26 protein-coding genes are annotated in these 25,105 nt (G+C 71.8%); 15 read left to right on the top strand and 11 right to left on the bottom strand.

Features of this window, described 5'->3' with window-relative positions; translation table 11 throughout:
- Window positions 1-3 precede the first annotated feature (3 nt).
- A complete protein-coding gene (locus GFD30_RS05870; protein ID WP_322633022.1) occupies window positions 4-90 on the top strand; it encodes an IS3 family transposase in 87 nt (28 codons plus the stop codon).
- A gap of 73 nt (window positions 91-163) precedes the next feature.
- Here GFD30_RS05870 and GFD30_RS05875 read toward each other — a convergent pair whose 3' ends face one another.
- The 4 genes from GFD30_RS05875 to GFD30_RS05890 form a co-directional block, all read right to left on the bottom strand.
- Window positions 164-697, bottom strand: a complete 534-nt coding sequence (locus GFD30_RS05875; protein ID WP_153024287.1) for a hypothetical protein — start codon at window positions 695-697, stop codon at window positions 164-166.
- A gap of 148 nt (window positions 698-845) precedes the next feature.
- A complete protein-coding gene (locus GFD30_RS05880; RefSeq protein ID WP_153024288.1) occupies window positions 846-1,439 on the bottom strand; it encodes a Uma2 family endonuclease in 594 nt (197 codons plus the stop codon).
- Window positions 1,440-1,501: 62 nt separating this feature from the next.
- Window positions 1,502-2,434, bottom strand: a complete 933-nt coding sequence (locus tag GFD30_RS05885) for a polyprenyl synthetase family protein (RefSeq protein ID WP_153024443.1) — start codon at window positions 2,432-2,434, stop codon at window positions 1,502-1,504.
- A 140-nt stretch (window positions 2,435-2,574) separates the two neighbouring features.
- Window positions 2,575-3,747, bottom strand: a complete 1,173-nt coding sequence (locus tag GFD30_RS05890) for an MFS transporter (protein ID WP_153024289.1) — start codon at window positions 3,745-3,747, stop codon at window positions 2,575-2,577.
- Window positions 3,748-4,278: 531 nt separating this feature from the next.
- Between GFD30_RS05890 and GFD30_RS05895 the strand changes: the two genes are divergently transcribed.
- A complete protein-coding gene (locus GFD30_RS05895) occupies window positions 4,279-5,094 on the top strand; it encodes an IclR family transcriptional regulator (protein ID WP_194201862.1) in 816 nt (271 codons plus the stop codon).
- A 55-nt stretch (window positions 5,095-5,149) separates the two neighbouring features.
- Here GFD30_RS05895 and GFD30_RS05900 read toward each other — a convergent pair whose 3' ends face one another.
- The 4 genes from GFD30_RS05900 to GFD30_RS05915 all read right to left on the bottom strand — a co-directional run bounded on the left by GFD30_RS05900 (window position 5,150) and on the right by GFD30_RS05915 (window position 9,893).
- Window positions 5,150-6,169: a 2-oxoacid:ferredoxin oxidoreductase subunit beta gene (locus GFD30_RS05900; protein WP_153024291.1), complete on the bottom strand. Its 1,020-nt coding sequence runs from the start codon at window positions 6,167-6,169 to the stop codon at window positions 5,150-5,152.
- A complete protein-coding gene (locus GFD30_RS05905) occupies window positions 6,162-8,018 on the bottom strand; it encodes a 2-oxoacid:acceptor oxidoreductase subunit alpha (RefSeq protein WP_322632986.1) in 1,857 nt (618 codons plus the stop codon). The genes GFD30_RS05900 and GFD30_RS05905 overlap by 8 nt, the downstream gene beginning before the upstream one ends.
- 337 nt (window positions 8,019-8,355) lie before the next feature.
- Window positions 8,356-9,264: a hypothetical protein gene (locus GFD30_RS05910; protein ID WP_153024292.1), complete on the bottom strand. Its 909-nt coding sequence runs from the start codon at window positions 9,262-9,264 to the stop codon at window positions 8,356-8,358.
- Window positions 9,261-9,893 (bottom strand): RNA polymerase sigma factor, encoded by a 633-nt coding sequence (locus tag GFD30_RS05915; protein ID WP_322632987.1) that lies wholly within the window; start codon window positions 9,891-9,893, stop codon window positions 9,261-9,263. Before GFD30_RS05915 ends, GFD30_RS05910 begins: the two co-directional genes overlap by 4 nt.
- 480 nt (window positions 9,894-10,373) lie before the next feature.
- Between GFD30_RS05915 and GFD30_RS05920 the strand changes: the two genes are divergently transcribed.
- From GFD30_RS05920 to GFD30_RS05940, 5 genes are all read left to right on the top strand, one after another.
- Window positions 10,374-10,742 carry an NADH-quinone oxidoreductase subunit A gene (locus GFD30_RS05920; RefSeq protein WP_153024294.1) on the top strand — a complete coding sequence of 123 codons (369 nt, stop codon included), beginning with the start codon at window positions 10,374-10,376 and terminating at the stop codon, window positions 10,740-10,742.
- Window positions 10,743-10,780: 38 nt separating this feature from the next.
- On the top strand, window positions 10,781-11,359 hold the full coding sequence (locus GFD30_RS05925; protein WP_153024445.1) for an NADH-quinone oxidoreductase subunit B: 579 nt from the start codon (window positions 10,781-10,783) through the stop codon (window positions 11,357-11,359).
- Window positions 11,356-12,048 carry an NADH-quinone oxidoreductase subunit C gene (locus GFD30_RS05930; RefSeq protein WP_153024295.1) on the top strand — a complete coding sequence of 231 codons (693 nt, stop codon included), beginning with the start codon at window positions 11,356-11,358 and terminating at the stop codon, window positions 12,046-12,048. The genes GFD30_RS05925 and GFD30_RS05930 overlap by 4 nt, the downstream gene beginning before the upstream one ends.
- Window positions 12,038-12,991 carry a complex I subunit 1/NuoH family protein gene (locus GFD30_RS05935; protein WP_153024296.1) on the top strand — a complete coding sequence of 318 codons (954 nt, stop codon included), beginning with the start codon at window positions 12,038-12,040 and terminating at the stop codon, window positions 12,989-12,991. Before GFD30_RS05930 ends, GFD30_RS05935 begins: the two co-directional genes overlap by 11 nt.
- Window positions 12,992-13,066: 75 nt before the next feature.
- On the top strand, window positions 13,067-15,220 hold the full coding sequence (locus GFD30_RS05940; RefSeq protein ID WP_153024297.1) for a transglycosylase domain-containing protein: 2,154 nt from the start codon (window positions 13,067-13,069) through the stop codon (window positions 15,218-15,220).
- A gap of 213 nt (window positions 15,221-15,433) precedes the next feature.
- On the opposite strand, the gene GFD30_RS05945 is transcribed toward GFD30_RS05940, so the two are convergent.
- Window positions 15,434-15,769, bottom strand: coding sequence for an FmdB family zinc ribbon protein (locus GFD30_RS05945; RefSeq protein ID WP_322632989.1), 336 nt, complete (start codon window positions 15,767-15,769; stop codon window positions 15,434-15,436).
- 109 nt (window positions 15,770-15,878) lie between these two features.
- On the bottom strand, window positions 15,879-16,460 hold the full coding sequence (locus GFD30_RS05950; RefSeq protein WP_227995887.1) for a 5-formyltetrahydrofolate cyclo-ligase: 582 nt from the start codon (window positions 16,458-16,460) through the stop codon (window positions 15,879-15,881).
- Between the two features lie 158 nt (window positions 16,461-16,618).
- On the opposite strand from GFD30_RS05950, the gene GFD30_RS05955 reads away from it, so the two are divergent.
- From GFD30_RS05955 to GFD30_RS05970, 4 genes are all read left to right on the top strand, one after another.
- Window positions 16,619-18,568: a diguanylate cyclase gene (locus tag GFD30_RS05955; protein ID WP_153024300.1), complete on the top strand. Its 1,950-nt coding sequence runs from the start codon at window positions 16,619-16,621 to the stop codon at window positions 18,566-18,568.
- A 183-nt stretch (window positions 18,569-18,751) separates the two neighbouring features.
- The gene (locus tag GFD30_RS05960; RefSeq protein ID WP_153024301.1) at window positions 18,752-19,642 is read left to right on the top strand and encodes a UTP--glucose-1-phosphate uridylyltransferase; all 891 of its coding nucleotides are present in this window, start codon (window positions 18,752-18,754) and stop codon (window positions 19,640-19,642) included.
- A 59-nt stretch (window positions 19,643-19,701) separates the two neighbouring features.
- Complete coding sequence (locus tag GFD30_RS05965) at window positions 19,702-20,937, top strand: molybdopterin molybdotransferase MoeA (RefSeq protein ID WP_153024302.1); 1,236 nt, start codon at window positions 19,702-19,704, stop codon at window positions 20,935-20,937.
- Window positions 20,938-21,079: 142 nt separating this feature from the next.
- Window positions 21,080-21,709 (top strand): GNAT family N-acetyltransferase, encoded by a 630-nt coding sequence (locus tag GFD30_RS05970; RefSeq protein ID WP_153024303.1) that lies wholly within the window; start codon window positions 21,080-21,082, stop codon window positions 21,707-21,709.
- 60 nt (window positions 21,710-21,769) lie between these two features.
- Here the strand turns inward: GFD30_RS05970 and map are convergent, their stop codons facing one another.
- Window positions 21,770-22,540, bottom strand: coding sequence for a type I methionyl aminopeptidase (gene map, locus GFD30_RS05975; protein ID WP_153024304.1), 771 nt, complete (start codon window positions 22,538-22,540; stop codon window positions 21,770-21,772).
- Between the two features lie 53 nt (window positions 22,541-22,593).
- Between map and GFD30_RS05980 the strand changes: the two genes are divergently transcribed.
- The 4 genes from GFD30_RS05980 to GFD30_RS05995 all read left to right on the top strand — a co-directional run bounded on the left by GFD30_RS05980 (window position 22,594) and on the right by GFD30_RS05995 (window position 25,093).
- Complete coding sequence (locus GFD30_RS05980) at window positions 22,594-22,854, top strand: helix-turn-helix domain-containing protein (RefSeq protein ID WP_153024305.1); 261 nt, start codon at window positions 22,594-22,596, stop codon at window positions 22,852-22,854.
- Between the two features lie 98 nt (window positions 22,855-22,952).
- Window positions 22,953-24,086 (top strand): 5-(carboxyamino)imidazole ribonucleotide synthase, encoded by a 1,134-nt coding sequence (locus tag GFD30_RS05985; protein ID WP_322632990.1) that lies wholly within the window; start codon window positions 22,953-22,955, stop codon window positions 24,084-24,086.
- The gene (gene purE / locus GFD30_RS05990) at window positions 24,086-24,598 is read left to right on the top strand and encodes a 5-(carboxyamino)imidazole ribonucleotide mutase (protein ID WP_153024306.1); all 513 of its coding nucleotides are present in this window, start codon (window positions 24,086-24,088) and stop codon (window positions 24,596-24,598) included. Before GFD30_RS05985 ends, purE begins: the two co-directional genes overlap by 1 nt.
- Before the next feature lie 69 nt (window positions 24,599-24,667).
- Window positions 24,668-25,093, top strand: a complete 426-nt coding sequence (locus GFD30_RS05995; protein WP_322632991.1) for a Rid family hydrolase — start codon at window positions 24,668-24,670, stop codon at window positions 25,091-25,093.
- The last annotated feature ends 12 nt before the right edge of the window (window positions 25,094-25,105 follow it).

Here is a 25,105-nt window from a genome sequence, read left to right on the forward strand (position 1 = left end):
TACATCCGCTGGTACAACACCGAACGCATCCACACACGGCTTGAGGGCCTGACCCCGGCTGCATACCGGGCCCAGACCCTCATGGCCTAGCCTTCAAACACCAGTCCAACAATCGGGGACCAGTTCAATCAGCCCGGCGCCCCTTTCCGCTTGCGTCATGGCCCTACCGGGTCCGGGCGGCGTCCATCTCGGCCGTGTCGGAGAGTTCGCGGTCGAGGTCGTCGAAGAGCTCGCCCGCGGCGAACCAGGCCCTGGCGGCGCGGGTGCGCAGCAGCAGGAGCACGGCGGTCGGGAAGGACCCGCAGACGACGAGCATCGCGGCGGCGCTCATGTAGAACGGGGCCTCGTCGGGGAAGGTCGCGAAGTACGCCCGGGCGAGGATCCACAGGTACATCGCGGCCGGCACGATCGCCAGCGCCCACCACGCGATCGTGACGACCCGGGCACGGCGGCGGCCGATCCCCGCGGCGATGTACGGCATCGACACCGTGATCGCGACGCTGAGGGTGATCGTCACCAGGTTCTCGGCGCCGATGGAGCCGATCACGTCGAGCATCGTGTCGTGGCTCGACGCCGAGCGCGTCGCGTCGAACAGGAAGCGGAGCCCGATGGAGTAGATCAGCATGATGACGAGGAACTGGAGCCAGAGCACGCCTTGAGCGGCGAGGACTGCCTTCGGTTTGGCGCTTGTTCGCACTGCGCCCCCTTCTCGGCGGATCGCAGCACGCCGGAGGTCGGTACCAGGAGGAGGCCCCCTGGGGAGGGCCGCCTTGAACGATAGCGAACCGGGGCAACCCGCACGTACTCGGTGCGCGCGGGAACACAGGTGAATCGGGTGGTGGGGGTCAGTCCGTGAAAGCGGTGGTGTCGAGCTCGAAGTCGAACGGCGCGGGGATCTGGACGGGTTTCCCGAACTGGACCGTGGTGTGGGTCCGGTACCCGCGCTCGGAGGGCTCCGAGTACACCGTGAGTTCGCGCTTCTTCATGTCGAAGAGCAGGTAGACGGGGACCGACCTGCCGTAGATGTCGAGCTTCACCGTCAGGTCGTTGCCGCGGGTCGAAGTCGAGGTCAGCTCGCCGACCAGTGCGAGCGATTCGCATGGAGCGAACGGCGTGTCGTTCTCCGCGGCATCCAAGTCCACGACGTAGACGTCCGGGCCGATCGCCGCGTGCGATGCGGGGAAGATGAACTTGAAAGGGGCGTCGAGCGCGTTGTAGCCGTCAGGGGCGTTGGCCTCCAGTTGGCGTACCAACGAGTGCATGGGTTTCGCATACGACCACCGGGAAAACGGCGACATTACAATGTTCCCCCCGAACACCTCGACGTTGTGGCCGGGAGCGTCGATGTCGTCCGCGATCGCCAGTTGTGCGCGGAACTCCCGTTCCGGCCCATCATAGTCAACTGCGTGGTTTGTCTCCCGTGCGAGGGCCATGACCATCGTGCCTCCTCGATCACCGTGCGCTCGTATATACGCCGGGTTCGATTATGGCAGGCGCCGCGTCAGGCGTCGCGTTCGATCATGTAGTCGCAGATGTCGACGAGGGCGCCGCGCGCCGCGCCTTCAGGGAGGGACGCGGCGAGTGCCCTGGCGCGGGCCTGGTACTGGCGGAGGGTCTCCTTGGCGCGGTCGAGGGCCTTCGAGGCGCGCAGGAGTGCGAGGGCCTCGTCGAGGTCCTCCTCGGGGACGGGTCCGGCCACGAGTTCGCGCAGGCGCGCCCCGGCCGGGTCGTCGTCGGCGAGGGCGTACAGCACCGGGAGGGTCGGGACGCCTTCGAGGAGGTCGGTGCCCGGGGTCTTGCCGGAGGCGTCGGAGGTGATGTCGATGATGTCGTCGGCGATCTGGAACGCGACCCCGATGACCTCGCCGTACTCTTCGGCGATGGCGGTGACGGCTTCGTCGGCGCCGCCGAACCAGGCGCCGAACTTGGCGCAGGTGGCGATGAGCGATCCGGTCTTCTCCGAGAGGATCTCGAGGTGCCATTCGACGGCGTCGATGCCCTCGGGCCGGGGCATGGTCTCGTTGATCTGGCCGCGCACGAGCCGCGCGAACGTCGCGGCCTGGAGCCGCACCGCGTCGGTGCCGAGCTCGGCCATGATCTGGGCGGCCTGGCTGAACAGGTAGTCGCCGGTGAGGATCGCGACGGAGTTGTCCCAGCGGGCGTTCGCGCTGGGGGCGCCGCGGCGCACGAGGGCCTCGTCCATGACGTCGTCGTGGTAGAGCGTCGCCAGGTGGGTCAGCTCGAGTGCGACGGCCGCTTCGAGGATGTTGGGGCGGTTCGGGTCCCCGAGGTGCGCGCACGCGAGGGTCAGCATCGGCCGGAAGCGCTTCCCTCCGGCCCGGATCAGGTGGGACCCGGACTGGCGAAGCAGGGGCTGCTCGGTGTCGACGGCTTTGAGCAGCCGCTCTTCGACGAGGTCGAGCGAGGCGCGCATCGCCTCGGCGAACGCCTCGTCGGTGAAGGTCAGCGCGGTCTGCGCACGTCGGGTGGTCACCACAGCCTCACCTTATCGTGCGAGCGGTGTCGGATGAGACGCGGCGGTTTCCGGAGTCGTCCGCGCCGCAACGAGGAACGTCAATGCCGGGGCCTCGCGAAGACCGTGCTGCCGACGACGATGAACAGGGCCGACGCGGCCATCGCGGCCGCGACGGCGATCCATCCGGCGCCCCAGCCGGAGTGCTCGGCGATGAGCCCGAACCCGATCGGGCCGACGGCCCCGCCGAGGAAGATCCCGGTCTGCGTGACCGACGTCGCCACCGCGGGCGCGTCCGGGTACTCCCTGGTCACGGCGTGGTTCATGAGTCCCGGCCAGGCCCAGCCGAGCGCGTACGCGGCGACGGTCCCGAGCGGCAGGAGCCACGGCTGCTCGAGCAGGAACGTCGCCACCCCGGCGGCCCCGCCGACGAGCATCAGCGTGATGACGAGGAATTCGCGGCCGTTCTCGCGGTCGCCGACCGCGCCGAACGCGGTGCGGCCGATGACGCCGGCGATGCCGCCGATCGTGAGGTTCAGCCCGGCCCAGCTCTCGGATCCGCCGATGTCCACGGTGTACGTGGTGAGGAACGAGCCGATGGGCGTCGCCGCGGTCGCCCCGAGGAACGTCGCGACGGCGAACACGAGGAGCTGGGCGCTGAACGCCTTCGCGCCGGGCACCTTCGGCCGGGTCGCGGGCCGGCCGAGCCCGGCGAGCGGGATCAGCGCCGCGAGCACGAGCACCGCGCCGAACCCGAACGCCCACCGCCAGCCGAGGGTCAGGGCCACGAGGGGCACGCTGAGGCCGCCGAGCATGATGCACAGCGGCACGGACGCCTGCTTGGCGCCGAACAGGAGCCCCCGCCGCTTCGCGGGCGCCCATTCGCTCAGGACCGTGTTGGACGCGAGCTGCCCGAGCCCGTTCGCGGGCGCGCACAGGACCATGAACGCCGTCAGCGCGACCGGGTGGTGGGCCGCGGCCGCGATGCCCAGCAGCGCGGCCGCCGAGAGCCCGACGGCCGCGCGGGCGGTCACGAGCGCCCCGAACCGGTCGACGAGCCGTCCTGAGGGGACGGTCGTGAGCGCGGAGACCGCGAAGTACAGGCCGGAGATGAGGCCGATCTCGCTGACGCCCATGCCGAGTTCGCCGGCGATCTGGACCGCGAGCCCTCCGAAGAGGAACAGCGGGAGCACGGCCGCGACCTGGACGCTCATCGCGGCCGCGATCGTCACGGAGGTCTTGGGCCTGGAGGGGTCGAGGACGGCGGTGGGCACGTTGGCAACCGTACTCCAAGGGGTCCGGTGTGCCCAGGTTCGCGTTCACATCGAGGGATTCGGCCCGTGCGTTCACGGATACGGGTGACTGACCTTGACTGGGGCACGCAGCGTGTGCGAACGTTGAACCCGGCGTGATCAGCCGGTACAGGTCGGGATCGCCGCGGATCGCCTTGCGCCGCAGGCTTGTGCACTGTGGGGGGACGCGAAACGCGGCGGCCCTGGTGGGAGGGAGCCGCCGCGTTTCGGTTATTCGAATGTCCGCGGCTTCGACGAGGAAGTTTGGTGGGGACTCGACGCCGCCGCCGCGGTTTGTCCGCGGCCGGCCGGAGCCGGTTCGCGAACGGTGCTGACACATAGATACTGCCCTGTATGCGACGACTACGCAACCGACTGTTGTTTATATAGTTAGAACACGGCCGACCTGGCCGGGCGCCGCACGGCGCCGCAGCCGCCAGGTCACGGGTGTGCAATTGGAGCGGCGGCATGGTGGACCGGCAGCGACCAGGGATTCCTTCGGAGCGGCGACCCTTGGAGGGGGCCCGCGAGGGCGACTCCGCCGGATCGTCGGGCCCGAAGGCCGGCGGGCGGGCGGAGCCCACGAAACTGATCCAGAGCGTCCAGCGGGCGCTGCGCATCATGGAGCTCGTCGGACGCCACGCCGGCGGCGTCACTGCTCCGCGCATCGCGTTCGAGTGCGGCCTCAACCGCGCCACCGCCTACAACCTGCTGCGCACGCTCGTCTACGAGGGCTACCTCCGCCGCGACGCCGAGGGCCGCTACTCGCTGGGCCTGGAGGTCTCCGACCGCTACTCCGAACTCACGCGCGCCATCTCGGGCCCGAAGACCTGCGGCGACTACATGCGCCGCCTCTCGGTCGAGACCGGCTACTCGACGTTCGTGGCCCGCTTCGTCGAGGACCGGCCCGCGGTCACCGAGGTCATCGAAGGCACCCGCAGCCCGCACGTGGAGGACCTCATCGTCGGGTTCGACGACGGCGCCCACGCCACCGCGCTCGGGAAGGCCCTCCTCGCCACGCTCCAGCCGGGCGACCGGGCCCGCTTCCTCAGGTCCGCGGGGATGCGCCGCTTCACCGGCCGCACCCTCACCGAGCCCGACGCGTTCGAGTACGACCTCGCCGTCTACGGCGAGTCCGGCGTCTACGCCGAGCTCGGCCAGTTCAAAGAGGACGTCGCCTGCGCCGGCGTCGTGGTCCGCCGCGACGGCAGCCCGGCCGAACGCGTGGTCTTCGCGGTCGCCATGCCCCTCTCCGACATCCGCGACCGCTGGGAGCCCATGAGCCTGCGCCTGCGCGAGGCCGCGGCCGAGCTCCAGCCCCTCGTCTGAGGCACGGAACGCGGAACGGCCGGGCCCTCGGGCCCGGCCGTTCCATTCGTCGTCCCTAGAGCACGGTCCAGGTGTCGCCGGCGTGCAGGAGCCGGTCGAGGGCCTCCTTGCGGTCGACGCCGGCGGCGGCCTCGTCGACCTGGCTGCGGACGCCCTGGTCGTACGTGGGCCGCTTGACGTTGCGGAACACGCCGATCGGCGTGTGGTCGAGCGCGACGCCCGACAGCCGCGAGAGCGCGAACGCGTACGCCGGGTCGTCCACGTCGGCCTTGTGGACCACGACCTCGGACTCGTCCACCTCGGCGGCGTCCTTGACCTGGAGCCCGTAACCGGACTGCACGACCACCTTGTCGCCGAAGCGGATCGGCTGGCCGTCCTGGAGGCGGATGATCGACTCGTCGCGGGTCTCGGGGTTCTTCAGGACCTCGAACGCGCCGTCGTTGAAGATCGGGCAGTTCTGGTAGATCTCGACGAACGCGGAGCCCTCGTGCTCGGCCGCGGCGCGCAGCACCTCGTGCAGGTGCGCGCGGTCGGAGTCGAGCGTGCGGGCCACGAACGTGGCCTCCGAGCCCAGCGCCAGCGACAGCGGGTTGAACGGCGCGTCGATCGAGCCAAGCGGGCTCGACTTCGTCAGCGTGCCCGGCGCGGAAGTGGGGGAGTACTGGCCCTTGGTGAGCCCGTAGATCCGGTTGTTGAACAGCAGGATCTTCAGGTTCACGTTGCGGCGCAGCGCGTGGATGAGGTGGTTGCCGCCGATCGACAGGGCGTCGCCGTCACCGGTGACGACCCACACCGACAGGTCGGGGCGCGAGACCGCGAGGCCCGTGGCGATCGCCGGGGCGCGCCCGTGGATCGAGTGGATCCCGTACGTGTTCAGGTAGTACGGGAACCGGGAGGAGCAGCCGATGCCGGAGACGAACGCGATGTTCTCGCGTTCGAGGCCGAGCTCGGGCAGGAACGACTGGACCGCGGCCAGGATGGCGTAGTCGCCGCAGCCGGGGCACCAGCGCACCTCCTGGCTCGACTTGAAGTCCTTGGCCTTCAGCTTCGGCGCGTCGAGCTTCACGTCAGCCATTCTTGATGACCTCTTCCAGGGCGTCCGTCAGTTCGTTGGAGGTGAACGGCAGGCCGCGCACCTTGTTGTACCCGACCACGTCGGTGCCGGGGAAGTTCCCGCGCAGCAGCAGCGCGAGCTGCCCCAGGTTCATCTCGGGCACGACGACCTTGTCGTACTGCTCGAGCACGTGGCCGGTGTTGCGCGGCATCGGGTTCAGGTAGCGCAGGTGCGCGCGGGCGATGGAGACGCCCTTCTCGCGCAGGGCGCGCACGGCCGCGCCGATCGGGCCCCACGTGGAGCCCCACCCGAGGACGAGCACCTTCGCGTCGCCCGTGGGGTCGTCGACCTCGAGGTCGGGGACCTTGACGCCGGCGATCTTCGCGGCGCGGGTGCGGACCATGTGGTCGTGGTTGACGGGGTCGTACGAGATGTCGCCGGTGCCGTCGGCCTTCTCGATGCCGCCGATGCGGTGCTGGAGGCCGGGCGTGCCCGGGACCGCCCACGGCCGCGCGAGCGTCTCGGGGTCGCGCTGGAACGGCAGGAAGATCTCCTCGCCCTTCGCGTCAACGGCGTTCGGCTCGGTCGCGAACTCGACCGACAGGTCCGGGAGGTCGGCCAGCTCCGGCAGCTTCCACGGCTCGGCGCCGTTGGCGATGTAGCCGTCCGAGAGGACCATGACCGGGGTCCGGTAGGTCAGCGCGATCCGCGCCGCCTCGAGCATGATGTCGAAGCAGTCCGAAGGGGACTGCGGCGCGAGGACCGCGATCGGGGCCTCGCCGTGGCGGCCGAACATGGCCATCACGAGGTCGGCCTGCTCGGTCTTGGTCGGCATGCCCGTCGAGGGCCCGGCGCGCTGCACGTCGACGACGACGAGCGGCAGCTCCAGGGACACCGCGAGCGAGATCGTCTCCGACTTGAGCGCGATGCCGGGGCCCGAGGAGGTGGTGACGCCGAGCGCCCCGCCCCACGAGGCGCCCAGGGCCGCGCCGGCCGCGGCGATCTCGTCCTCGGCCTGCACGGTGGTGACGCCGAAGCGCTTGTGCTTCGACAGCTCGTGCAGGATGTCGCTGGCGGGGGTGATCGGATACGCGCCGAGGAACACCGGCAGGCCCGAGGCGACGCCGGAGGCGGTGATGCCCCACGCGAGCGCGGTGTTGCCGGTGATGTTCCGGTAGGTTCCGGCGGCGAGCTTCGCCGGCGGGATCTCGAACCGGACCGCGAACGCCTCGGCGGTCTCGCCGTAGTTCCAGCCGGCCTTCAGCGCGGCGATGTTCGCCTCGGCGATGGCGGGCTTGGACTTGAACTTGCCGCGCAGGAACTCCTCGGTGGCCTCGGTGGGCCGCGAGTACATCCACGAGACGAGGCCGAGCGCGAACATGTTCTTGGACCGCTCGGCGTCCTTCTTCGAGATGTCGAAGTCGGCGAGCGCGGCGATCGTGAGGCTCGCGAGGGCCACCGGGTGGAGCTGGTAGTCGTCGAGCGAGCCGTCCTCGAGCGGGTTGTCGTCGTAGCCGACCTTGGTGAGGTTCCGCTTGGTGAACTCGTCGGTGTTGACGACGATGGTGCCGCCGGGCTTGAGGTCGCGCAGGTTGGCCTTGAGCGCGGCCGGGTTCATGGCGATGAGCACCTCGGGCTGGTCGCCCGGGGTGAGGATGTCGGTGTCCGCGAAGTGGATCTGGAAGCTCGACACGCCCGGGAGCGTCCCGGCGGGGGCCCGGATCTCGGCGGGGTAGTTCGGGAGGGTCGACAGGTCGTTGCCGAGCTTGGCGGTCTCCGCGGTGAAGCGGTCACCGGTGAGCTGCATCCCGTCGCCGGAGTCCCCTGCGAAGCGGATGACGACCCGGTCGAGCTGCCGGACGGTGTTCACCTAGTTCTCCTCTTGCGGGTGCTTGGGCGCGCAGGGACTGCGGCTTTCTTCGGGCGGCGGAGCAGGGCTCCGCCATGTCTTACTTGCGATGCTACGCGGGCGCGCCTCCGCGGTGCCAACGCAGCGCGGCGCGCGCGATGTAGGCGACACCACTAGGTGCGTCGTCTCTCACTGTATGGGACCTGGAGCCGTCATGAGTGACCCAGACCTCTCGTTTCGGCTGTCTCGGCGGGGTTTCCCGCCCGTGAGGCCGTCTCGGATACTGGACGGCGCGGCGTGCCGCGGTGTCGCCGGACCGGTCCCCGCCGCGGCCCGGTCGGGCCGCCGCGGGTTCCCTTCAGGACCCGTCCGCGCCCGAGGTCCCCGCCGTCGTCCCGTCCGACGACGGCGTCTCGGCGGGCGTCGAGGTGCTCTCGCTCGGGTCGGCGGTCGGCTCGGAGGTCGCGCCGTCGTCGACGAGCGTGAAGACCGCCTGCTCGGGGTCCCACGCGTACGTGACGGTCCAGACCTCCCCGGTGGCGCTGTCGACGCCTTCGAGGGTGACCGCGCCGGCGTCGACGGCGGTCACCGCGGTCGGCGCGTGGGCGCCGTCGGGCTGCCAGACCCACCCGAAGGACGCCAGGACCGGCTCGCCGGCCTCGTCCTCGGCGGCGCTGAACGCGGCCACGCCGGTCTGCTCGCCGCAGGTGAGGGCCAGGACGGTGTCGTTCTCGCCGTCGCCGTCCGCGTCGCCTTCGGCGGCGAACGCGATGCTCCAGCCGGTGTCGCCGGTGATCTGCCAGGACTCGAAGTCGGCGTCCTGGAGGCCCGGCGCGCAGTCCTGCGCCCAGTCGCCTTCGAACGGGCCCGCGATGAGGAGCGCGTCGATGTCGTCGGCGGGCGGGGACGGCGTGAACGTGGTGGCGCCGCCGTCGTCGCCCTCGTCGCTGGACGGGTTGCCGGGGGATCCGGTCGGGTGCTCGTCCGATTCGGCGGAGGACACGGATCCGGTCGAGGTCTCGGCCGCTTCCGGCTCGTCCTTGAGCGGCCCGAGGGTCTGGGCGACGGCGAACCCGCCCGCGGTGACCGCGGTGCAGGCGCCGACGACGGCGGCGAGCGAGACGAGGCGGCGGCGTCGCAGGGCGGCCGGGCCGCGCATGATCAGCTCGTCGACGGGCGGGGGCGGGAACTGCGCGGAGGACTCCGCCTTCAGGCGCTGGAAGGCCGCCGCGACCGTCTCGTGCTCGCGGTCGAATTCGGAACTCATGAACGGTCCTCCTTCACGGAAGCTCGGCGGCCCGCGGCGCGCGGCAGGCGCGGGGCGGCCGCGCCGCCGCGGATGCGGATCGGCATGGTGTCGGGGTCGGCGGCCGGGGCCGCGTCGGTCTTGCGGGCACCGGTCCTGATGACCGCGGTGTCGTCCGGGTCAGCGAGGAGCGCGGCCAGTTCCTTGCGGCCGCGGTGCAGCCAGGACTTGACGGTGCCCTCGCGGGCGCCGGTCTCCTTCGCGATCGCGCTGATCGTCATGTCGGCCATGTAGTGCATGACGAGCGCCTGCCGGCGCTTGGCGGGGACCTGCTTCAGTGCGGCGACGAGCGCGACGTGGTCGGGGCTCGCGGCGGGGGCCGCCTCGGGGGCGGACGACTTCTGGAGGAACTTCCGCGCGACCTGGTTGCGGCGGTGCCGGCTGGTGGCGAGGTTCCATGCGACGCGGCGGACCCACGCGACCGGCTCCTCGTAGCCGCCGACCTTGTCCCAGCGCTGCCACGCCCGCAGGAACGCCTCCTGGACGAGGTCCTGCGCCTCGGCGGCGTCACCGAGATAAGCGCACACCTGAGCGGCGAGCTCCGAGAAGTGATTCTCGTAGAGGTCGGTGAACTCCGCCTCCGTTCGCACATCCGCTCCTGCGCAGGTAGGGGAAACTAGGGCATTCAACGGGCCCTGATGTTCGTGCCCGGCGGCAACCATTGTCGCTTTGGCGCGCCCGGAGACACGAGGGGGGGTCGCTATGTCGACAATAGTGTCGGCGGCCCGATCGCGGGGTCCCCGAACCCCATTGTCCGCCCAATTGCCGACGACCAGGGCGAATTCGGCCTGGACCGCGGCGTTGTCGCGGAGCGGCGGTGCGCTGGCAGCGGTCACGGGCGGTGACCCCTTTCTGAGTGTCGGCTCGTCTTCCCGCCTATGGAGACCTCCATAGGTCTGCATAGGTGTGTACAGCTCCAACACGTGTGTGAGTGCCGCTCGGTTGCGGCTCCGCTGCGAAGATCCGCGACGGCCCCCGGCCGTCCGCGGCTCGGCCCGGCCGCGGCTTTCCGCCCCCGAACCGGCGCGCACGGGTATCGCAGAACCCCTGTGCGGCATTAGGGTGTCGATATGGACACCTCCCGCCTCGGCGAGTACGTCACGTTCGGGGTCCTGCTGCTGGTCGGATTCGCGTTCGTGGCCGTCGCCATGACCGCCAACCGGATCCTGCGCCCCTCGGCGCCGTCCGCGGCCAAGGGCGCGGCGTACGAGTGCGGCGTCGACCCGGTCGGGAAGGACTGGGCCCAGGTCCAGATCCGCTACTACGTCTACGCGTTCCTGTTCGTGCTCTTCGCCGTCGAGGCCGTGTTCCTGTTCCCGTGGGCCGCGGTCTTCCGCGCCTTCGGGGCCGCGGCGGCCGTCGAGATGGGCCTCTTCGTCGGTGTGCTCGCGCTCGGCCTCGCGTACGCCTGGAGGAAGGGGGTGCTGCGGTGGCGGTGAGGCTCCCGTTCCCGGCCCGCCCCGGCGACGAGTCGAGCATGCTCGGCGACCCGATCCGGTTCGTCCTCAACTGGGGCCGCAAGTACTCGCTGTGGGTCTTCAACTTCGGGCTGGCGTGCTGCGCCATCGAGTTCATCGCGGCCTCGATGAGCCGCCACGACTTCATGCGCCTCGGCGTCATCCCGTTCGCGCACTCCCCGCGCCAGGCCGACCTCATGGTCGTCTCGGGCACGGTCACGGACAAGATGGCGCCCGCGATCAAGCGCCTGTACGACCAGATGCCCGAACCGAAGTACGTCATCTCCTTCGGCGCCTGCTCGAACTCCGGAGGCCCCTACTGGGACTCGTACTGCGTCACCAAGGGCGTCGACCAGATCATCCCGGTCGACGTGTACGTTCCCGGCTGCCCGCCCCGCCCCGAGGCGCTCCTGTACGGCATCGGCGAGCTCCAGAAGCGGATCGCCGCCGAGCCGCTCCGGAAGGGCCCGCGAGCCGGCCAGGGCGCACAGCGGCGAAGCTCGCGAGCCGATGCGACCGCGCAGGGCGACACCCCGCGGGCCGAACCCGGCTCGCAGCGGAAGCCGAGTCTTCGTCCGCCGCTGAGGAGGCCCGAATGACCGACTGGAACGAGCGGGTGCGCGGCGCCCTCGGCGTCGAGCAGACCGGGACGGACGGCCCGCGCGCGGTCGCCGACGTCGACCCCAAGGACTGGCACGAGGCCGTCCGGGCCTGCCGCGACGTCCTCGGCTGCGACTTCTTCGACTGGCTCTCGGCCGTCGACGAGGGCCCCGAGGGCTTCCGCGTGGTCGCCCACGTCTGGTCGGTCGCCGAGAAGCGCGGCGTCCTCCTGCGCGCCCTCCTCACCGAGGGCGCCCTTGCCTCCGTCACCGACCTCTATCCGGGCGCGGACTGGCACGAGCGCGAGACCCACGAGATGTTCGGTGTCGACTTCCCCGGCCACCCCGACCTCAAGCCGCTCCTCCTCGCCCCCGAGTTCGAGGGACACCCGCTCCGCAAGGACTTCGTGCTCGCGTCCCGCGTCGTCAAGCCATGGCCCGGCGCGAAGGAGCCCGGCGAGGGCCACGGCACGGCCCGCAAGCGCGCCCCGAAGCGGCCGCCGGGCGTCCCCGAGGACTGGATCGAGCCGGAGCCGCAGGCGGCCGGCGGCGACCCGCGGGAACCGTCCGCCGGTCCCGGGGAACCGAAAGCCGGACCGCCGGCGGCCGCTTCCGGCGGCGCCCAGGCCCCCGCCGATCCGCAGGAACCCGCATCCGATCGGCGGACCGGGCGGCCCGATGCTCCTTGAGATCGCCGTCAAGGTCGCCGCCGTCATGGCCGCGTTCCTGGTCCTGCCCCTCCTCGTCGGCCAGACCGAGCACAAGCTCATGGCGCACATGCAGGGCCGGCTCGGGCCCATGCACGCCGGCGGCTTCCACGGCTGGGCCCAGCTGATCGCCGACGGCGTCAAGTTCGCGCAGAAGGAGGACCTCGTCCCGGACGCGGCCGACAAGCCCGTCTTCAAGCTCGCGCCCGCCGTCGCGCTCCTGCCGTACCTCCTGGTGGTCCTGTTCATCCCGCTGGGCCCCGGCGACCTCGTCGGCTCCTCGCTCGACATGGGCCTGTTCGTGGTGGTCGCGCTCGTCGGCGTCGGCGTGCTCGCCGTCCTCATGGCCGGCTGGTCCTCCGCGAACAAGTACACGCTCATCGGCGCCCTGCGCGGCGCCGCGCAGCTCATGGCCTACGAGCTGCCGCTCGTGCTCGCGGCCGCGTCGGTCGCGGTCGCGGCCGGCACCCTGAGCCTGCCCGCGATCGTCGAAGCGTGGAACCCGTGGTGGCTCCTGTGGCAGGCGCCGGCGGCGCTCGTGTTCTTCACCGCCGGGCTCGCCGAGATCCGCCGGCCCCCGTTCGACGCGCCCGTCGCCGACTCCGAACTCGTCTTCGGCTACCTCACCGAGTACGCCGGGCTCCGGTTCGCGCTGCTGCTCCTCGCCGAGTACGTCGGCATCGTCGTCATCTCCGCACTGACTGCCGTCCTCTTCCTCGGCGGCTGGCGGGGCCCTGGCCCCGAGTCGCTCGGCTGGCTGTGGACGCTCGTGAAGACCGGCGCGCTCGCGGCGGTCGTCATCTGGCTCCGCGTCGCCTGGCCGCGCCTGCGCGTCGACCAGATCCAGGCGCTGTGCTGGAAGGGCCTGGTCCCGATCGCCCTCGCCCAGCTCGTCGTCACCACCGCGGTCGTCCTCGCCATCTGAGACCGGTCCGTCACGCTTCGGGTTGCCATGTGCGGCTTGGCAACCACTGCCTGAAAGCAGCGCGTCTAACGGGGTATGGCAGGCCGACACAGCGCGCGCCGCACTGCCGCGGACGCAGCGAAGCAGCCGGATCCGAAGCGGCCGGGGCGGCGGCGCCGGGGACGCCGGCGCCTCATCGCACTCGGGCTGGTCCTGGCGATCCTCTCCGGGGCCGCGGTGGTCGTCGGCTCGGTCTTCTACGCGAGCGTGGACCTCCCCGACGAACTCGACTCGGCCCTCAGCCAGGGATCCACCGTCTACTTCAGCGACGGCGAGACCGTCCTCGGCGAACTCGCCGCCGAGCGCCGCACCTCCGTCGGCCTCGACGAGATCGCCGACGACGTCCAGTGGGCGCTCGTGGCCGCCGAGGACGCGGGCTTCTACGACCACCCCGGCGTCGACGCCAAAGGCGTCCTGCGGGCCCTCGTCAACAACGTCTCCGGCGGCGACCGGCAGGGCGCCTCGACCCTCACCCAGCAGTACGTGGGCCTGGTCGCCGACATCCGGGGCGACGGCTCCTACCTCCGCAAGGCCCGCGAAGCCGCGATGGCCATGAAGATGGAGGAGGAGTACACGAAGGACGAGATCCTCAACCACTACCTGAACATCGCCTACTTCGGGCGCGGCGCGTACGGCGTCGAGGCCGCCTCGCAGGCGTTCTTCGGCAAGCCCGCCGCCGACCTCTCGACCTCCCAGTCCGCGCTGCTGGTCGCCCAGCTCAAGTCCCCGGACGGCCCCTACGACCCGCGCGACCCCTACGGCCAGGGCGGCAGCGTCGAGGACGCCGCGGACCGCTGGGACTACGTCCTCGACCAGATGGTCGCCATCGGCAGGCTCGACCAGGTCAAGCGTGACGCGATCACCGAGCTCCCCGAGACCCTCGACCCCACCGACGACCCCGAGGGCCTCGGCCCCGAAGGGTTCGTCACCAACGGATTCGTCCTGCGCGAACTCGCCGACGCCGGGATCACCACCGACGAGGTCATGCGGGGCGGCCTCGACATCACGACCACCCTCGACGCCGACCTCCAGGCCCTCGTCCTCGACCACAGCGGCATCCGCGGCGTCGCCGCCGCGGACGAGGACCTCGCGGCCGCACTGGCCGCCGTCGAGTCCGGCACCGGCCGCGTCCTCGCCTACTACGGCGGCGAGAACGGCGCCGGGCTCGACCTCGCCGACGACGTCGGGCACCTCCCGGGGACCGCGTTCAACGTCGTCCCCGCCGTCGCCGCGATCGAGGCCGGGTACGACCCGTGGACGCAGACCCTCGACGGCTCCTCCCCGCAGCGGTTCGCGACCTACCTCGACGAGGACGGCGAACCGAGGGATCTGGTCAACACCGGCGGCGCGTCCGACCCCGAGACGACCCTGCTCGCCGCGGTCATCGAGAAGCTCGACACGCCCGTGTACGCGGTCTCCGAGGACCTCGGCGGCGACCTGGTCGCCGCGACCGCCGAATCCCTCGGCGTCCGCACCTTCTGGGACCCGCACCGCCCCGACGACCAGGGCGTCCTCCCCGAGGTCGCGCCCGGCGGCGGCGCGTTCCAACCCGACGTCGGCATCGGCGCCTACCCGGTCACGACCCTCGACACGGCCTCGGTGTACGCGACGCTCGCCTCCGGCGGGACCGCCGCCGAGCCGTTCTTCGTCGAGCGCGCCGACGGCCCCGACGGCGTCGTCTACGAAGCCGAACCGCAGGTCACGGAGCACGCCGTCGATCCCGCGGCGGCCAACCTGACGGCGGGCGCCCTCCTCGAAGGCACGCTCGCGGACCAGGCGGAGCTGGGACTGCGCCCCGATCTCGGCGTCGGCTCGAACGCCTCCCCGACCTGGCACGCCGGATTCGCCGGGAGCCTCGCGCTCGCGGTGTGGGCCGGCGACGAGACCAAGGAGGGCGACGGCAGTTCGCCCGAGGGCACGCTCGCCGAATCGATCTGGTGGTCGATCGTGCGCGAGCGCCCCGACCGCTATCTCGGGGAGCTGCCGCTCTGGGGCGGCGAAGGCGAGTCCGGAGTCGCCAACGAGTCGCCGGTCGACCCCGAAGGACTCGCCGGCTCCGAGGAGTCGAAGGCCGAGGAGAGCCGAGCCGAAGTGGAGCAGAGCCTGGAGGAATCCCAGCAGGGCTCCGACGAATCCGCGGAGTCCCCCGACGAGGCCGAGCCGGGCGCCGGCGGGCACGGCACCCGCTGAACACGCCGGTGCCCGGCCGCGTTCGCGACCGGGCACCGGGGGAGATTCCTGGACCGCGCGGAGCGGCCCCAGTTGTGCGGCCTGCCGGCGAGCCGCTCGGCAGTGCATTTCGGCAGTGCTTCTCGGCCGTGCTTTCTCAGCAGCTTCTCGGCCGTCCTGCTCAGCCGTGCGTTCGGCCGGACGCGCCGTCCGGCCTCCGGCCGTGCAGGCCGCCTATGCGGCCTTGGCGGTGGAGCTGGTGCTGGAGGACGCCGCCGCGGGCTTCGATTCGCTCTTCGAACCGCTCGCGGCCGAGGACTCCGACTTCGACTCGCTCTTCTTCGCGCCGTTCTGCGACCCGTTCGAGCTGAGCGAGGACGAGTCCGTGGAGCGGGAGTCGGTGCGGTAGAACCCGCTGCCCTTGAAGGTCACGCCGACGTTCCCGAAGACCTTGCGCAGCGCGCCCTTGGCCTCGCAGTTCGGGCAGTCCGTCAACCGCGCTTCGGCGAACGACTGGTGTTTGTCGAACTCGTAACCGCACTCCTTGCAGCGGTATTCGTAGACAGGCACGTCCAACCTCCAGGACTTCACACGGGACCGGATCGACATTAGCACTCAACACCGCCGAGTGCTAATCCCATCCGGTGCGCAAGTGAGGCATCGGCCACGGGCCCGCGCCTCAGCGCAGCGACACGAACCCCTTCGCCGGCGTGATCACGCCCGTCACCGGCCGGTCGTGCGGCTCCGCCGGGACCTCGATCCCCAGTTCGGGGTCGCGCAGCAGGGCCACGACCGGGACCTGCGGACCGACCCGGGCCAGCGCCCGGTCGTACGAGCCGCCGCCGCGACCCAACCTGATCCCATCATATGAGACGGCGAGGCCGGGGACGATCACCGCCGCCGCGTCCTCGATCCGGGCCGGCTCCGGCGCCTCCCCGGGGTCCCCGGCCGCGGCCGCGTCCTCTTGCGCCCCATCGGCTTCGACCCGCTCCCAGGCGAGGTCGTTGTCGGGCAACAGCACCGGCAGCAGCACCCGGTAGACCACGGCGAGCCGTTCGGGCAGTTCGGGTTCGAGCGTCGAGCCCGGTTCGGCCCCGAACGGCCGGTACGCCGCGACCGTCGCGCCCTCGTCGACGACCTCGATCAGGAAGTCCCGCAACGCCTTCCACGTCGCCACGTCGGCGGCCGCGCGGGCCTCTCCGGGCATCGCCGTGCGCGCGTCGAGCAGCGCGCGACGCGCCGCCTGCTTGCTCTCATGCATGCCAATTCCCTCCATCGACCTGTGTCACCTGGAAGGATTCCCCCGAAAAGGCGATCACACTCGTCCTTTCGGCCAGACTGCTGGAAAACCAGATGCCGTGTCGTGTCCGGTCGGTAGCTCTAGGTAGTCTTCTAGGGAGTGAACTTGAGGGGGCTTCGGTGTCGCTGCGCTCACGGCTCACCACGGCGTTCCTCGTCGTCGTGCTCGGGCCGGTCCTGGTGGGGGCCGTCTTCGTCGCTGCCGTCATGTCCCAACTGGCGGACTCCCGCGGCGAGGCGCTGGCGAACTCGGCGGTGACGACGGTCGACTCGACCCTCGGGACCATCTGCGAGCGCATCCAGGCGTCGGCCGCGGTGGTGGCACTCAGCCACAGTAGCGGCGGGAGCGCCGACGCGCTCGAAATGGCGCAGCTCGTCGTCGACCGCAAGGTCGTCGACGGCGTCGTCTTCACCAGCCTCCAGGACGCCGGGCAGGTCGCGAGCCCCGACGTGGGCGCCGAGGCCCCCGAAGGCGCCTGGGTCGACTGCGGCGAGGCCGCCGCCTCCGCCGGCACCGGCCCGATCGTCGCCCTCGGCGCGCAGGCCGAGGTCCAGAACACCGACGGCACCACCTCCGTGTTCAGCGCGTTCCGCGTCGTCGACCGGGGCTTCCTCGACCGGATCGCGAACGTCGCCGACGCCGACCTGGTCCTCCTCGACGGCCGCTCCAGCCCGCTGCGGGTCGGCGACGTGGACGCGGGCCGCTGGGACTCGACGAACGCGTTCCTGCCCCTGAGCATCGGCACCGTCGCCACGAACGTCACCCCCATGTACTGGACGCTCGCCGCGATGGTCGCCGTCTCCGCCCTCTGCGCGATGGCCCTCGCCGCCTGGCTCGCCCGCTCCACGACCCGGCCCCTCCACGAGGTCGCCGCGGCCGCCGAGCGCGTCTCCGAAGGCGACCTGGACGTGCGCGTGCCCGTCCACGGCCGCGACGAGGTCGCCAACCTCGCGCTGGCCTTCAACCGCATGACCGCGCAGACCCAGGCGTACGTGAACGCTCTCACCGCCTCCCGGGACCAGATGCGCGGCCAGCTCGGCCGCCTCGGCCAGACCCTCACCGCCACGCTCGACCTCGACCGGATCCTCGAGGTCATCCTCGACACCGCGATGGTCACCGCCGGCGCCGAGGCCGGCGTGATCATGCTCGTCGACGTGGACGACGCCGACCAGCTCCGCCAGCGGGCCGGCGAAGGCGACCTCGGCATCGACCAGCCCGCGACGATCCGCCTCGGCGAGGGCATCATCGGCTCGATCGCCGCCAGCGGCGCCCCCGCGCACGGCCGCATCGTCGGCGGCCGGCTCGGCGACCGCCGCCGCGCCGACACCGAACCGGACGCGCGCACGATCGTCGCCGTCCCCTTCGAAGGCCGCGCCCCCGCCGACCCCGAGGACGCGGACGCCCCGCGCACCGACTCCGGCGTCCTCGGCGTCCTCGCCCTCTACAACCGGATCGCCGACGACGACTTCGAGCCCGGCGACGTCGACACGCTCCGCACCTTCGCCGGGCAGGCGTCCGTCGCCGTCGAGAACGTCCTCCTGCACCGCCAGGCCCAGCGCCTGAGCCTCACCGACCCGCTCACGGGCCTGTGGAACTACCGGTTCATGCAGACCTCGCTGCGCCGCGAGGCCGAACGCGCCCGCCGCTACCAGCGGCCCTCCGCGCTCCTCGCGATCGACCTCGACCGGTTCAAGGCCGTCAACGACACCTACGGGCACCCGGTCGGCGACCAGGTCCTCATCGAGCTCGCCCGCCGCATCACCGGCCAGATCCGCGAGGTCGACCTCGCGTTCCGCCACGGCGGCGAGGAGTTCATGGTGCTGCTGCCCGAGACCGACGCCCTCGGCGCCTCGGCGGTCGCCGAACGCCTCGGCCGCTCCGTCGCCGCCCGGCCGTTCAAGGTCAACGACGCGTCCGGCGGCCGCGAACTGCGCGTCACCGTCTCCATCGGCGTCGCCGTCCTCGGTGAGCACGCCGACACCGCGAACGACGTCCTCGCCGCCGCCGACGAGGCCCTCTACGCCGCCAAGGCCGCCGGACGCGACACCTGGCGCGTGGCGGCGGTCTAAGGCCGGGACGAGGCGATCGGAGCGGCCCGGGCCGGTGGGCGCCCGGCCGCTCCCGGGAAGCGAGCGGAAGGCGGGGCGGCAGGCGCCTCGAGTGGCGCCTGACATCGCGGAATCCGGCCGTTCACGCGCTGTTCTCCAGGGTGGCCGAGACCTGACGCTGCGTGCCCACGATACCCTCGCCGTATGTCAGATACTGCGCCTCGCGCCACGAAAGCCGTCATTCCCGTTGCCGGTAACGCCACGCGCTTCCTGCCGGTGACCAAGGCCGTCCCGAAGGAGCTTCTGCCGATCGTCGACAAGCCCGTCCTCCAGTACATCGTGGAGGAGGCCGCCGCCGCCGGGCTCGACGACGTCACCCTCATCACCGCCCGCGGCAAGGGCCCGATCGTCGACTACTTCGACACCCGCCCCGACCTCGAGGACGCCCTCGCCGAGAAGGGCAAGGACGACCTGATCGACGTCATCAAGGCCCCCGAGCGGATCGCCGAGATCCACACCATCCGCCAGGGCCGCCCCAAGGGCCTGGGCCACGCCGTCGGCCGCGCCGCCGCCCACGTCGGCGACGAGCCCTTCGCGGTCCTCCTCGGCGACGAGTTCTACGAGATCGACGACAAGCTCCTGCCGCGCATGATCGACCTCCAGGCCGAGACCGGCGGCATCGTCCTCGCGCTCCTCGAGGTCCCCGAAGACGAGGTCTCCCGGTACGGCGTCGCCTCGGTCGAACCCACCGACACGCCCGACATCGTCGCGATCACCGGCCTCGTCGAGAAGCCCGCCCGCGAGGACGCGCCGTCCAATCTCATCCTCATCGGACGCTACGTCCTCCCCGGCGCGATCTTCCCCGTCCTCGACAGGACCAAGCCCGGCAGCGGCGGCGAGATCCAACTCACCGACGCCATGGACGCCATGCGCGCCAACGGAACCCCAGTCCACGCGGTCATCCTCCGCGGCCGCCGGTACGACACCGGCCAGCCCGTCGAGTACCTCCAGACCCTCGTCGAGCTCGCCACCCAGCGCGACGACTTGCCCGGCTTCAACGCCTGGCTGCGCGAATTCAGTGCGACACTGGACTGACCGCACCGCCGCCAGGCGGCGCACGTGAGCGATTGACCAGCACGGGGGGATGAGGAGAGATGGGGACCGGCGACGCGACGCCTTTGGCCGACTTCCTGTCGAAGGCGCTGGCGCTCGTCCGCCCCCTGCCCCCGGTCGACATCGACATGACGCAGTCGACGGGCGCGGTCCTCGCCGAGAACGCGGTCAGCCCCGGGCCGCTGCCCGCCTTCGACTACGCCGCGATCGACGGGTACGCGTGCGCCGCCGACGACATCGCCGGCGCCAGTCCCGAGCGCGGCGTGGGCCTGAAGGTCCTCGGCGACCTCGCCGCGTCCTCGTGGCGGCCCGTGCGGCTCGTCGCCGGCACCTGCTTCTCCGTCGCCGCCGGGGCCCCGCTCCCGGTCGGCGCGGACATCGTCGTCCCGCTCGCGTGGACCGACGAGGGCATGGCCACCGTCGACGTCCGCCAGGTGCCCCGCCGCGGGCACGGCGTGCGCCGCATGGGATCCGAGCGCTCCGCCGGCGAGATCCTCGCCCACGAGGGCCGCCGCGTCACGCCCCAGCTCGTCGGCCTCCTCGCCGCCGCCGGCATCGCCGACGTCGTCGTCCGGCCCACGCCGCGCGTCGTCGTCATCGCCACCGGCGACGAACTCGTCGACACCGGCCGCCCCTCCCAGCCCGGCCAGCTCATCGACGTCAACTCCCACCTCGTCACCGCCGCCGCCTCCGAAGCCGGCGCCCACGCCTACCGGGTCGGCATCTGCGACGACGAGCCCGACGCGCTCCGGAACGTCCTCGACGACCAGATCCTCCGCGCCGACCTCGTCATCACCACCGGCGGCACCGGCACCGGCCCCGGCGACATGGTCCGCCGCACCTTCTCCCGCGACGGCGCGGTCGACTTCACGCCGATCGCCGTGTACCTGTGCGAGACCATGGGCTTCGGGACCATCGGCCCCGAAGAGGTCCCCGTCGTGTGCCTCCCCGGCGACCCCGTCGCCGCCACCATCGCGTTCGAGGTCGTCGCCCGCCCGCTCATCCAGCGGCTCGCCGGCGCCGAGCCGGTTTTCCGGCCCAGCGTGCGCGCCAACCTGACCGAGCCCGTATCCTCACCGAGCGGACTCAGGGAATTCCGCCCCGTCCGCGTCGCCGAGCGCCGCGGCGGCGGCTACACCGTCGCCCCGCTCGGCTCGAGCTCGTACACGCTCTCCGGCCTCGCCGAGGCCACCGGTCTGATGACGATCGGCGAGAACGCGACCCGGGTGCCCGCCGGGTCCACGGTGGACGTGCTCCTGCTGGACAGGAACCGATGACCCGTACGAGCCGCCCCGCCCGCCGATCGCTACGCTCGCTTCCCCGAGCCCGTCCGGACGCCCCGCATCCGGGCCGCCGCCGACGTTCCGCACACCGACGGCCTCCGACGACCGTCCCACTACCGCAGCTGGACCGAGACCGATGACCCTTTCCAACCCCGGATGGCCGGTGCACCTCAGCCACGAGCAGGTGAGCGTCCGGCCCTTCCGCCGCTCCGACGCGAACCGCTGGTCCGAACTGCGACGCGCCAACGAAGCCTGGCTCGCCCCATGGGAACCCGGCACCGGCACCACCTGGCACGAAGCCCACTCCCCGGCCGCGTTCCGCGCGATGCTGCGCGGCCTCAAGCGCTCCGTGAAGGACGGCACGAGCTGGCCGCTCGCGGTCTGCTGGGAGGGGCGGCTCGTCGGCGGCCTCACCGTCGGCAACATCGTCCGCCGCGCCTTCGGGTCCGCATACGCCGGCTACTGGATCGACCGCGGCCACGCCGGGAAGGGCATCACCGCCACCGCGCTGGCGCTCGTCGTCGACCACGCGCTCACGGTCGGGCGCCTGCACCGCATCGAGGTCAACATCCGGCCCGAGAACGGGCCCTCGAACCGCGTGGCCGAGAAACTCGGCCTGCGCCGCGAGGGCCTCCACAAGCGGTACCTGTACATCGACGGCGACTGGCGCGACCACTACGGGTACGCCGTCACCGCCGAGGAGATCGTCTCCGAGCGCATGATCGACCGCCTGGAGCGCCTCAAGCGCGCCGAGGCCGACCGCTAGGCGGCCCGTGCCCGGGCCGGATCCCGGCCCGGACGCCCCCGCCGCCTGCTTCGAACCGCGCTAGTCCCTGGCGGTCAGGATGATCGGCGGCCCGTCCTCGGTGATCGCGACGGTGTGCTCCATGTGCGCGCCGCGGGAGCCGTCGGCGCTGCGCAGCGTCCACCCGTCCGGGTCGTAGACGATCTCGTCGGTCGTCTGCAGGAACCACGGCTCGATCGCGATGACCAGGCCCGGCCGCAGCTTCATGCCCCGGCCCGGGCGGCCGTCGTTGGGGATGTGCGGGTCGCCGTGCATCGTCCGGCCCACGCCGTGCCCGCCGAACTGGGTGTTCACGCTCAGGCCGTCGCCGCGCGCGACCGTCGCGATCGCGTGCCCGATGTCGCCGACCTTGTTCCCGGCCCGCGCGGCCGCGATCCCGGCCTCCAGCGCTCGCGTGGTCGTGTCGATCAGGTGCAGGTCCTCTTCCCGCGGGGTGCCGACGACGACCGACAGCGCCGAGTCCGCGACCCACCCGTCGACTTCGGCCGCGAAGTCGAAGCTCACCAGGTCGCCGTCCTTGAGCTTGTAGTCGTGCGGGAGGCCGTGCAGGACCGCGTCGTTCACCGAGGTGCACAGGACCTTCCCGAAGGGGCTGCCGCCGAACGACGGGTGGTAGTCCACGTAGCAGGAGACCGCCCCGGCCTCCTTGATGCGCCGGGCCACCAGGTCGTCGAGTTCGAGCAGGTTCATGCCGACGTCGGCGACCCGCGCCAGCTCGGCGAGCGTCGCGGCGACGAAGCGGCCCGCGGGGCGCATCGCCTCGACCTCGGCGGGGGAGTACAGCTCGATCATGGACGGCCTCTCAGACGGTTCCGGTATTTGTATACCGGTACTATAATACCGGTATGATCCGACCGCCGCTGAGGCCCGACGAGCACGACCGCGGCCGCGCGCTGGGCCGGGCGCTGCGCACGGCCCGCGGCCCGCGCAGCCTCCCGGACGTCGCCGCCGAAGCCGGCATCTCCCCGGAGACGCTGCGCAAGATCGAGACCGGCCGCATCGCCACACCGGCGTTCTTCACCATCATGGCCCTCTGCGGCGTCCTCGGCATCGACCCCGACGAACTCGCCGCGGTCTCCCGCCCCGAACATCCGATCACCGGGTGACACAACGAATCCCCGGCCCGCAGACCCCCGCAAGGACGCAGGTCACGCCGCGTTCACAATGCGGTCCCGCGCCCATATGCACGCGTTAGGCTCAGCCCGTGGATGCCGCGACCCAACTCCCGACCGTGGGCATGATCGGAGCCGGCCAGCTCGCCCGCATGACCCACCAGGCCGCCATCGCCCTCGGCCAGAGCCTCAAGGTGCTCGCGGGCGACCCGGCCGAGAGCGCCGCCGTCGTCGCCCCCGCGACCGTGCTCGGCGACTACCGCGAACTCGAGGACCTCCGCGCCTTCGCCAAGGGCTGCACCGTGGTCACCTTCGACCACGAGCACGTCCCCCAGAGCGTCCTGCGCACGCTCGTCGACGAAGGCGTCGACGTCCAGCCCCGCCCCGAGGCCCTCCTGTACGCCCAGGACAAGCAGGCCATGCGCACCCGCCTCGCCGAGTTCGGCCTCCCGCAGCCGCGCTGGGCCCCCGTCGACTCGATCTCCGACGTCGAGGCGTTCGGCCTCCCCTGCGTCCTCAAGGCCGCCACCGGCGGCTACGACGGCAAAGGCGTCTGGATGATCGACACCCTCGCCGACGCCCAGGCCGTCCTCGCCTCCGGCATCCGCCTCATCGCCGAGGAGCGCATGGCCCTCCAGCGCGAACTCGCCGTCCAGATCGCCCGCTCCCCGCGCGGCGAGACCGCGGTCTACCCCGTCGTCGAGACCGTCCAGTCCGGCGGCATCTGCACCGAGGTCATCGCCCCCGCGCCGCATTTGGCCCCCGAGACCGCGGACGAGGCGAAGCGCATCGCCGAGACCATCGCGACCGGACTCGGCGTCTGCGGCATGCTCGCCGTCGAACTCTTCCAGACCTCCAAGGGCCTGTTCATCAACGAACTCGCGATGCGCGCCCACAACTCCGGCCACTGGACCATCGAGGGCGCCGAGACCAGCCAGTTCGAGCAGCACCTGCGCGCCGTCCTCGACTACCCGCTCGGCTCGACCGCGACCGTCGCCCCCTACACGGTCATGGCCAACGTCCTCGGCGGCCGCGCCGGCGGGCCCCGCCTCGACGAGCGACTCCAGCACCTGCTCGCCGACGACCCCGGCGCGCACGTCCACCTCTACGGCAAAGCGGTCCGACCCGGCCGCAAGATCGGGCACGTCACCGTCCGCGGCGACGACCCCGAACTCCTCCGGCGCCGCGCCCTGCGCGCCGCCGAACGGCTCCAGGAAGGCGAGTAATGGCAGACCGCAAGCCCCGCGTCGGCGTCATCATGGGTTCGGACTCGGACTGGCCCACCATGGAGCCCGCCACGGCCGCCCTCGACGAGTTCGGCGTCCCCTACGAAGTCCGCGTCGTCTCCGCCCACCGCACCCCGCACGGCATGCTCGGCTACGCCGACTCCGCGGCCGCCCGCGGCCTCCAGGTCGTCATCGCCGGAGCCGGCGGCGCCGCCCACCTCCCCGGCATGGTCGCCTCCGCGACCCCGCTCCCGGTCATCGGCGTCCCCGTGCCGCTCAAGCACCTCGACGGCATGGACTCCCTCATGTCCATCGTCCAGATGCCCGCCGGCATCCCCGTCGCCACCGTCTCGATCGCCGGAGCCCGCAACGCCGGCCTCCTCGCCGTCCGCATCCTCGGCGCCACCGACGAGGCCCTCCGCGAGAAGATGGCGAACTTCCAGGTCGACCTCGAACGCATGGTCACCGAGAAGGACGCCGGCCTCCGCTACAGGCTCGCCCACCCCGAATAGCGCCCGACACCGCCGCACGGCCCGGCGAATTCGATTGCCGGGCCCGGCGGCGGTGCATAGCCTCGGGGCGTGTCGAAACCTGAACTCCACCCCACCGGCGGCTACGAGCACGTGACGATCGTCGAGGCCGGGCGCCTCGCCTTCCTCGCCGGGCAGTGCCCGGTCGACGCCGACGAGCACGTCGTCGGGGTCGGCGACCTGGAGCGGCAGATCGAGCAGGTCGCCGCGAACTGCCTCGCCGCGCTGGCCGCGGCCGGAGCGCGGCCCGAGGATGTCGTGCGGTCGGTCGTCTACGTGGTGAGCAGTGAGAGCAACACCGTCGGCGGCGCCTGGCACCGCCTCGCCGAACACCCCGAACTCGGCCCCGCGTTCAAGGCCGCCAGCACCGTGACCGGCGTGACCGCCCTCGGCTACGCGGACCAGCTCGTCGAGGTCGACCTCACCGCCAGACTCCCAGACCAGCCTGAGTCCGAGAACCGGGCTGCTGATGCATGAGACCGGGAGACA

The sequence above is a fragment of the Glycomyces albidus genome, from assembly GCF_009451885.1.
GTDB classification, from domain to species: Bacteria; Actinomycetota; Actinomycetes; order Mycobacteriales; family Micromonosporaceae; genus Glycomyces; species Glycomyces albidus.

Excerpts from the sequence above, each read along its gene's own strand:
- GFD30_RS05880 (WP_153024288.1), bottom strand. The coding sequence starts at position 1,439 with ATGGTCATGGCCCTCGCACGGGAGACAAACCACGCAGTTGACTATGAT.
- GFD30_RS05885 (WP_153024443.1), bottom strand. The coding sequence starts at position 2,434 with ATGCGCGCCTCGCTCGACCTCGTCGAAGAGCGGCTGCTCAAAGCCGTC.
- GFD30_RS05900 (WP_153024291.1), bottom strand. The coding sequence starts at position 6,169 with ATGGCTGACGTGAAGCTCGACGCGCCGAAGCTGAAGGCCAAGGACTTC.
- GFD30_RS05910 (WP_153024292.1), bottom strand. The coding sequence starts at position 9,264 with ATGAGTTCCGAATTCGACCGCGAGCACGAGACGGTCGCGGCGGCCTTC.
- GFD30_RS05920 (WP_153024294.1), top strand. The coding sequence starts at position 10,374 with ATGGACACCTCCCGCCTCGGCGAGTACGTCACGTTCGGGGTCCTGCTG.
- GFD30_RS05925 (WP_153024445.1), top strand. The coding sequence starts at position 10,781 with ATGCTCGGCGACCCGATCCGGTTCGTCCTCAACTGGGGCCGCAAGTAC.
- GFD30_RS05930 (WP_153024295.1), top strand. The coding sequence starts at position 11,356 with ATGACCGACTGGAACGAGCGGGTGCGCGGCGCCCTCGGCGTCGAGCAG.
- GFD30_RS05935 (WP_153024296.1), top strand. The coding sequence starts at position 12,038 with ATGCTCCTTGAGATCGCCGTCAAGGTCGCCGCCGTCATGGCCGCGTTC.
- GFD30_RS05940 (WP_153024297.1), top strand. The coding sequence starts at position 13,067 with ATGGCAGGCCGACACAGCGCGCGCCGCACTGCCGCGGACGCAGCGAAG.
- GFD30_RS05950 (WP_227995887.1), bottom strand. The coding sequence starts at position 16,460 with ATGCATGAGAGCAAGCAGGCGGCGCGTCGCGCGCTGCTCGACGCGCGC.
- GFD30_RS05960 (WP_153024301.1), top strand. The coding sequence starts at position 18,752 with ATGTCAGATACTGCGCCTCGCGCCACGAAAGCCGTCATTCCCGTTGCC.
- GFD30_RS05965 (WP_153024302.1), top strand. The coding sequence starts at position 19,702 with ATGGGGACCGGCGACGCGACGCCTTTGGCCGACTTCCTGTCGAAGGCG.
- GFD30_RS05970 (WP_153024303.1), top strand. The coding sequence starts at position 21,080 with ATGACCCTTTCCAACCCCGGATGGCCGGTGCACCTCAGCCACGAGCAG.
- map (WP_153024304.1), bottom strand. The coding sequence starts at position 22,540 with ATGATCGAGCTGTACTCCCCCGCCGAGGTCGAGGCGATGCGCCCCGCG.
- GFD30_RS05980 (WP_153024305.1), top strand. The coding sequence starts at position 22,594 with ATGATCCGACCGCCGCTGAGGCCCGACGAGCACGACCGCGGCCGCGCG.
- purE (WP_153024306.1), top strand. The coding sequence starts at position 24,086 with ATGGCAGACCGCAAGCCCCGCGTCGGCGTCATCATGGGTTCGGACTCG.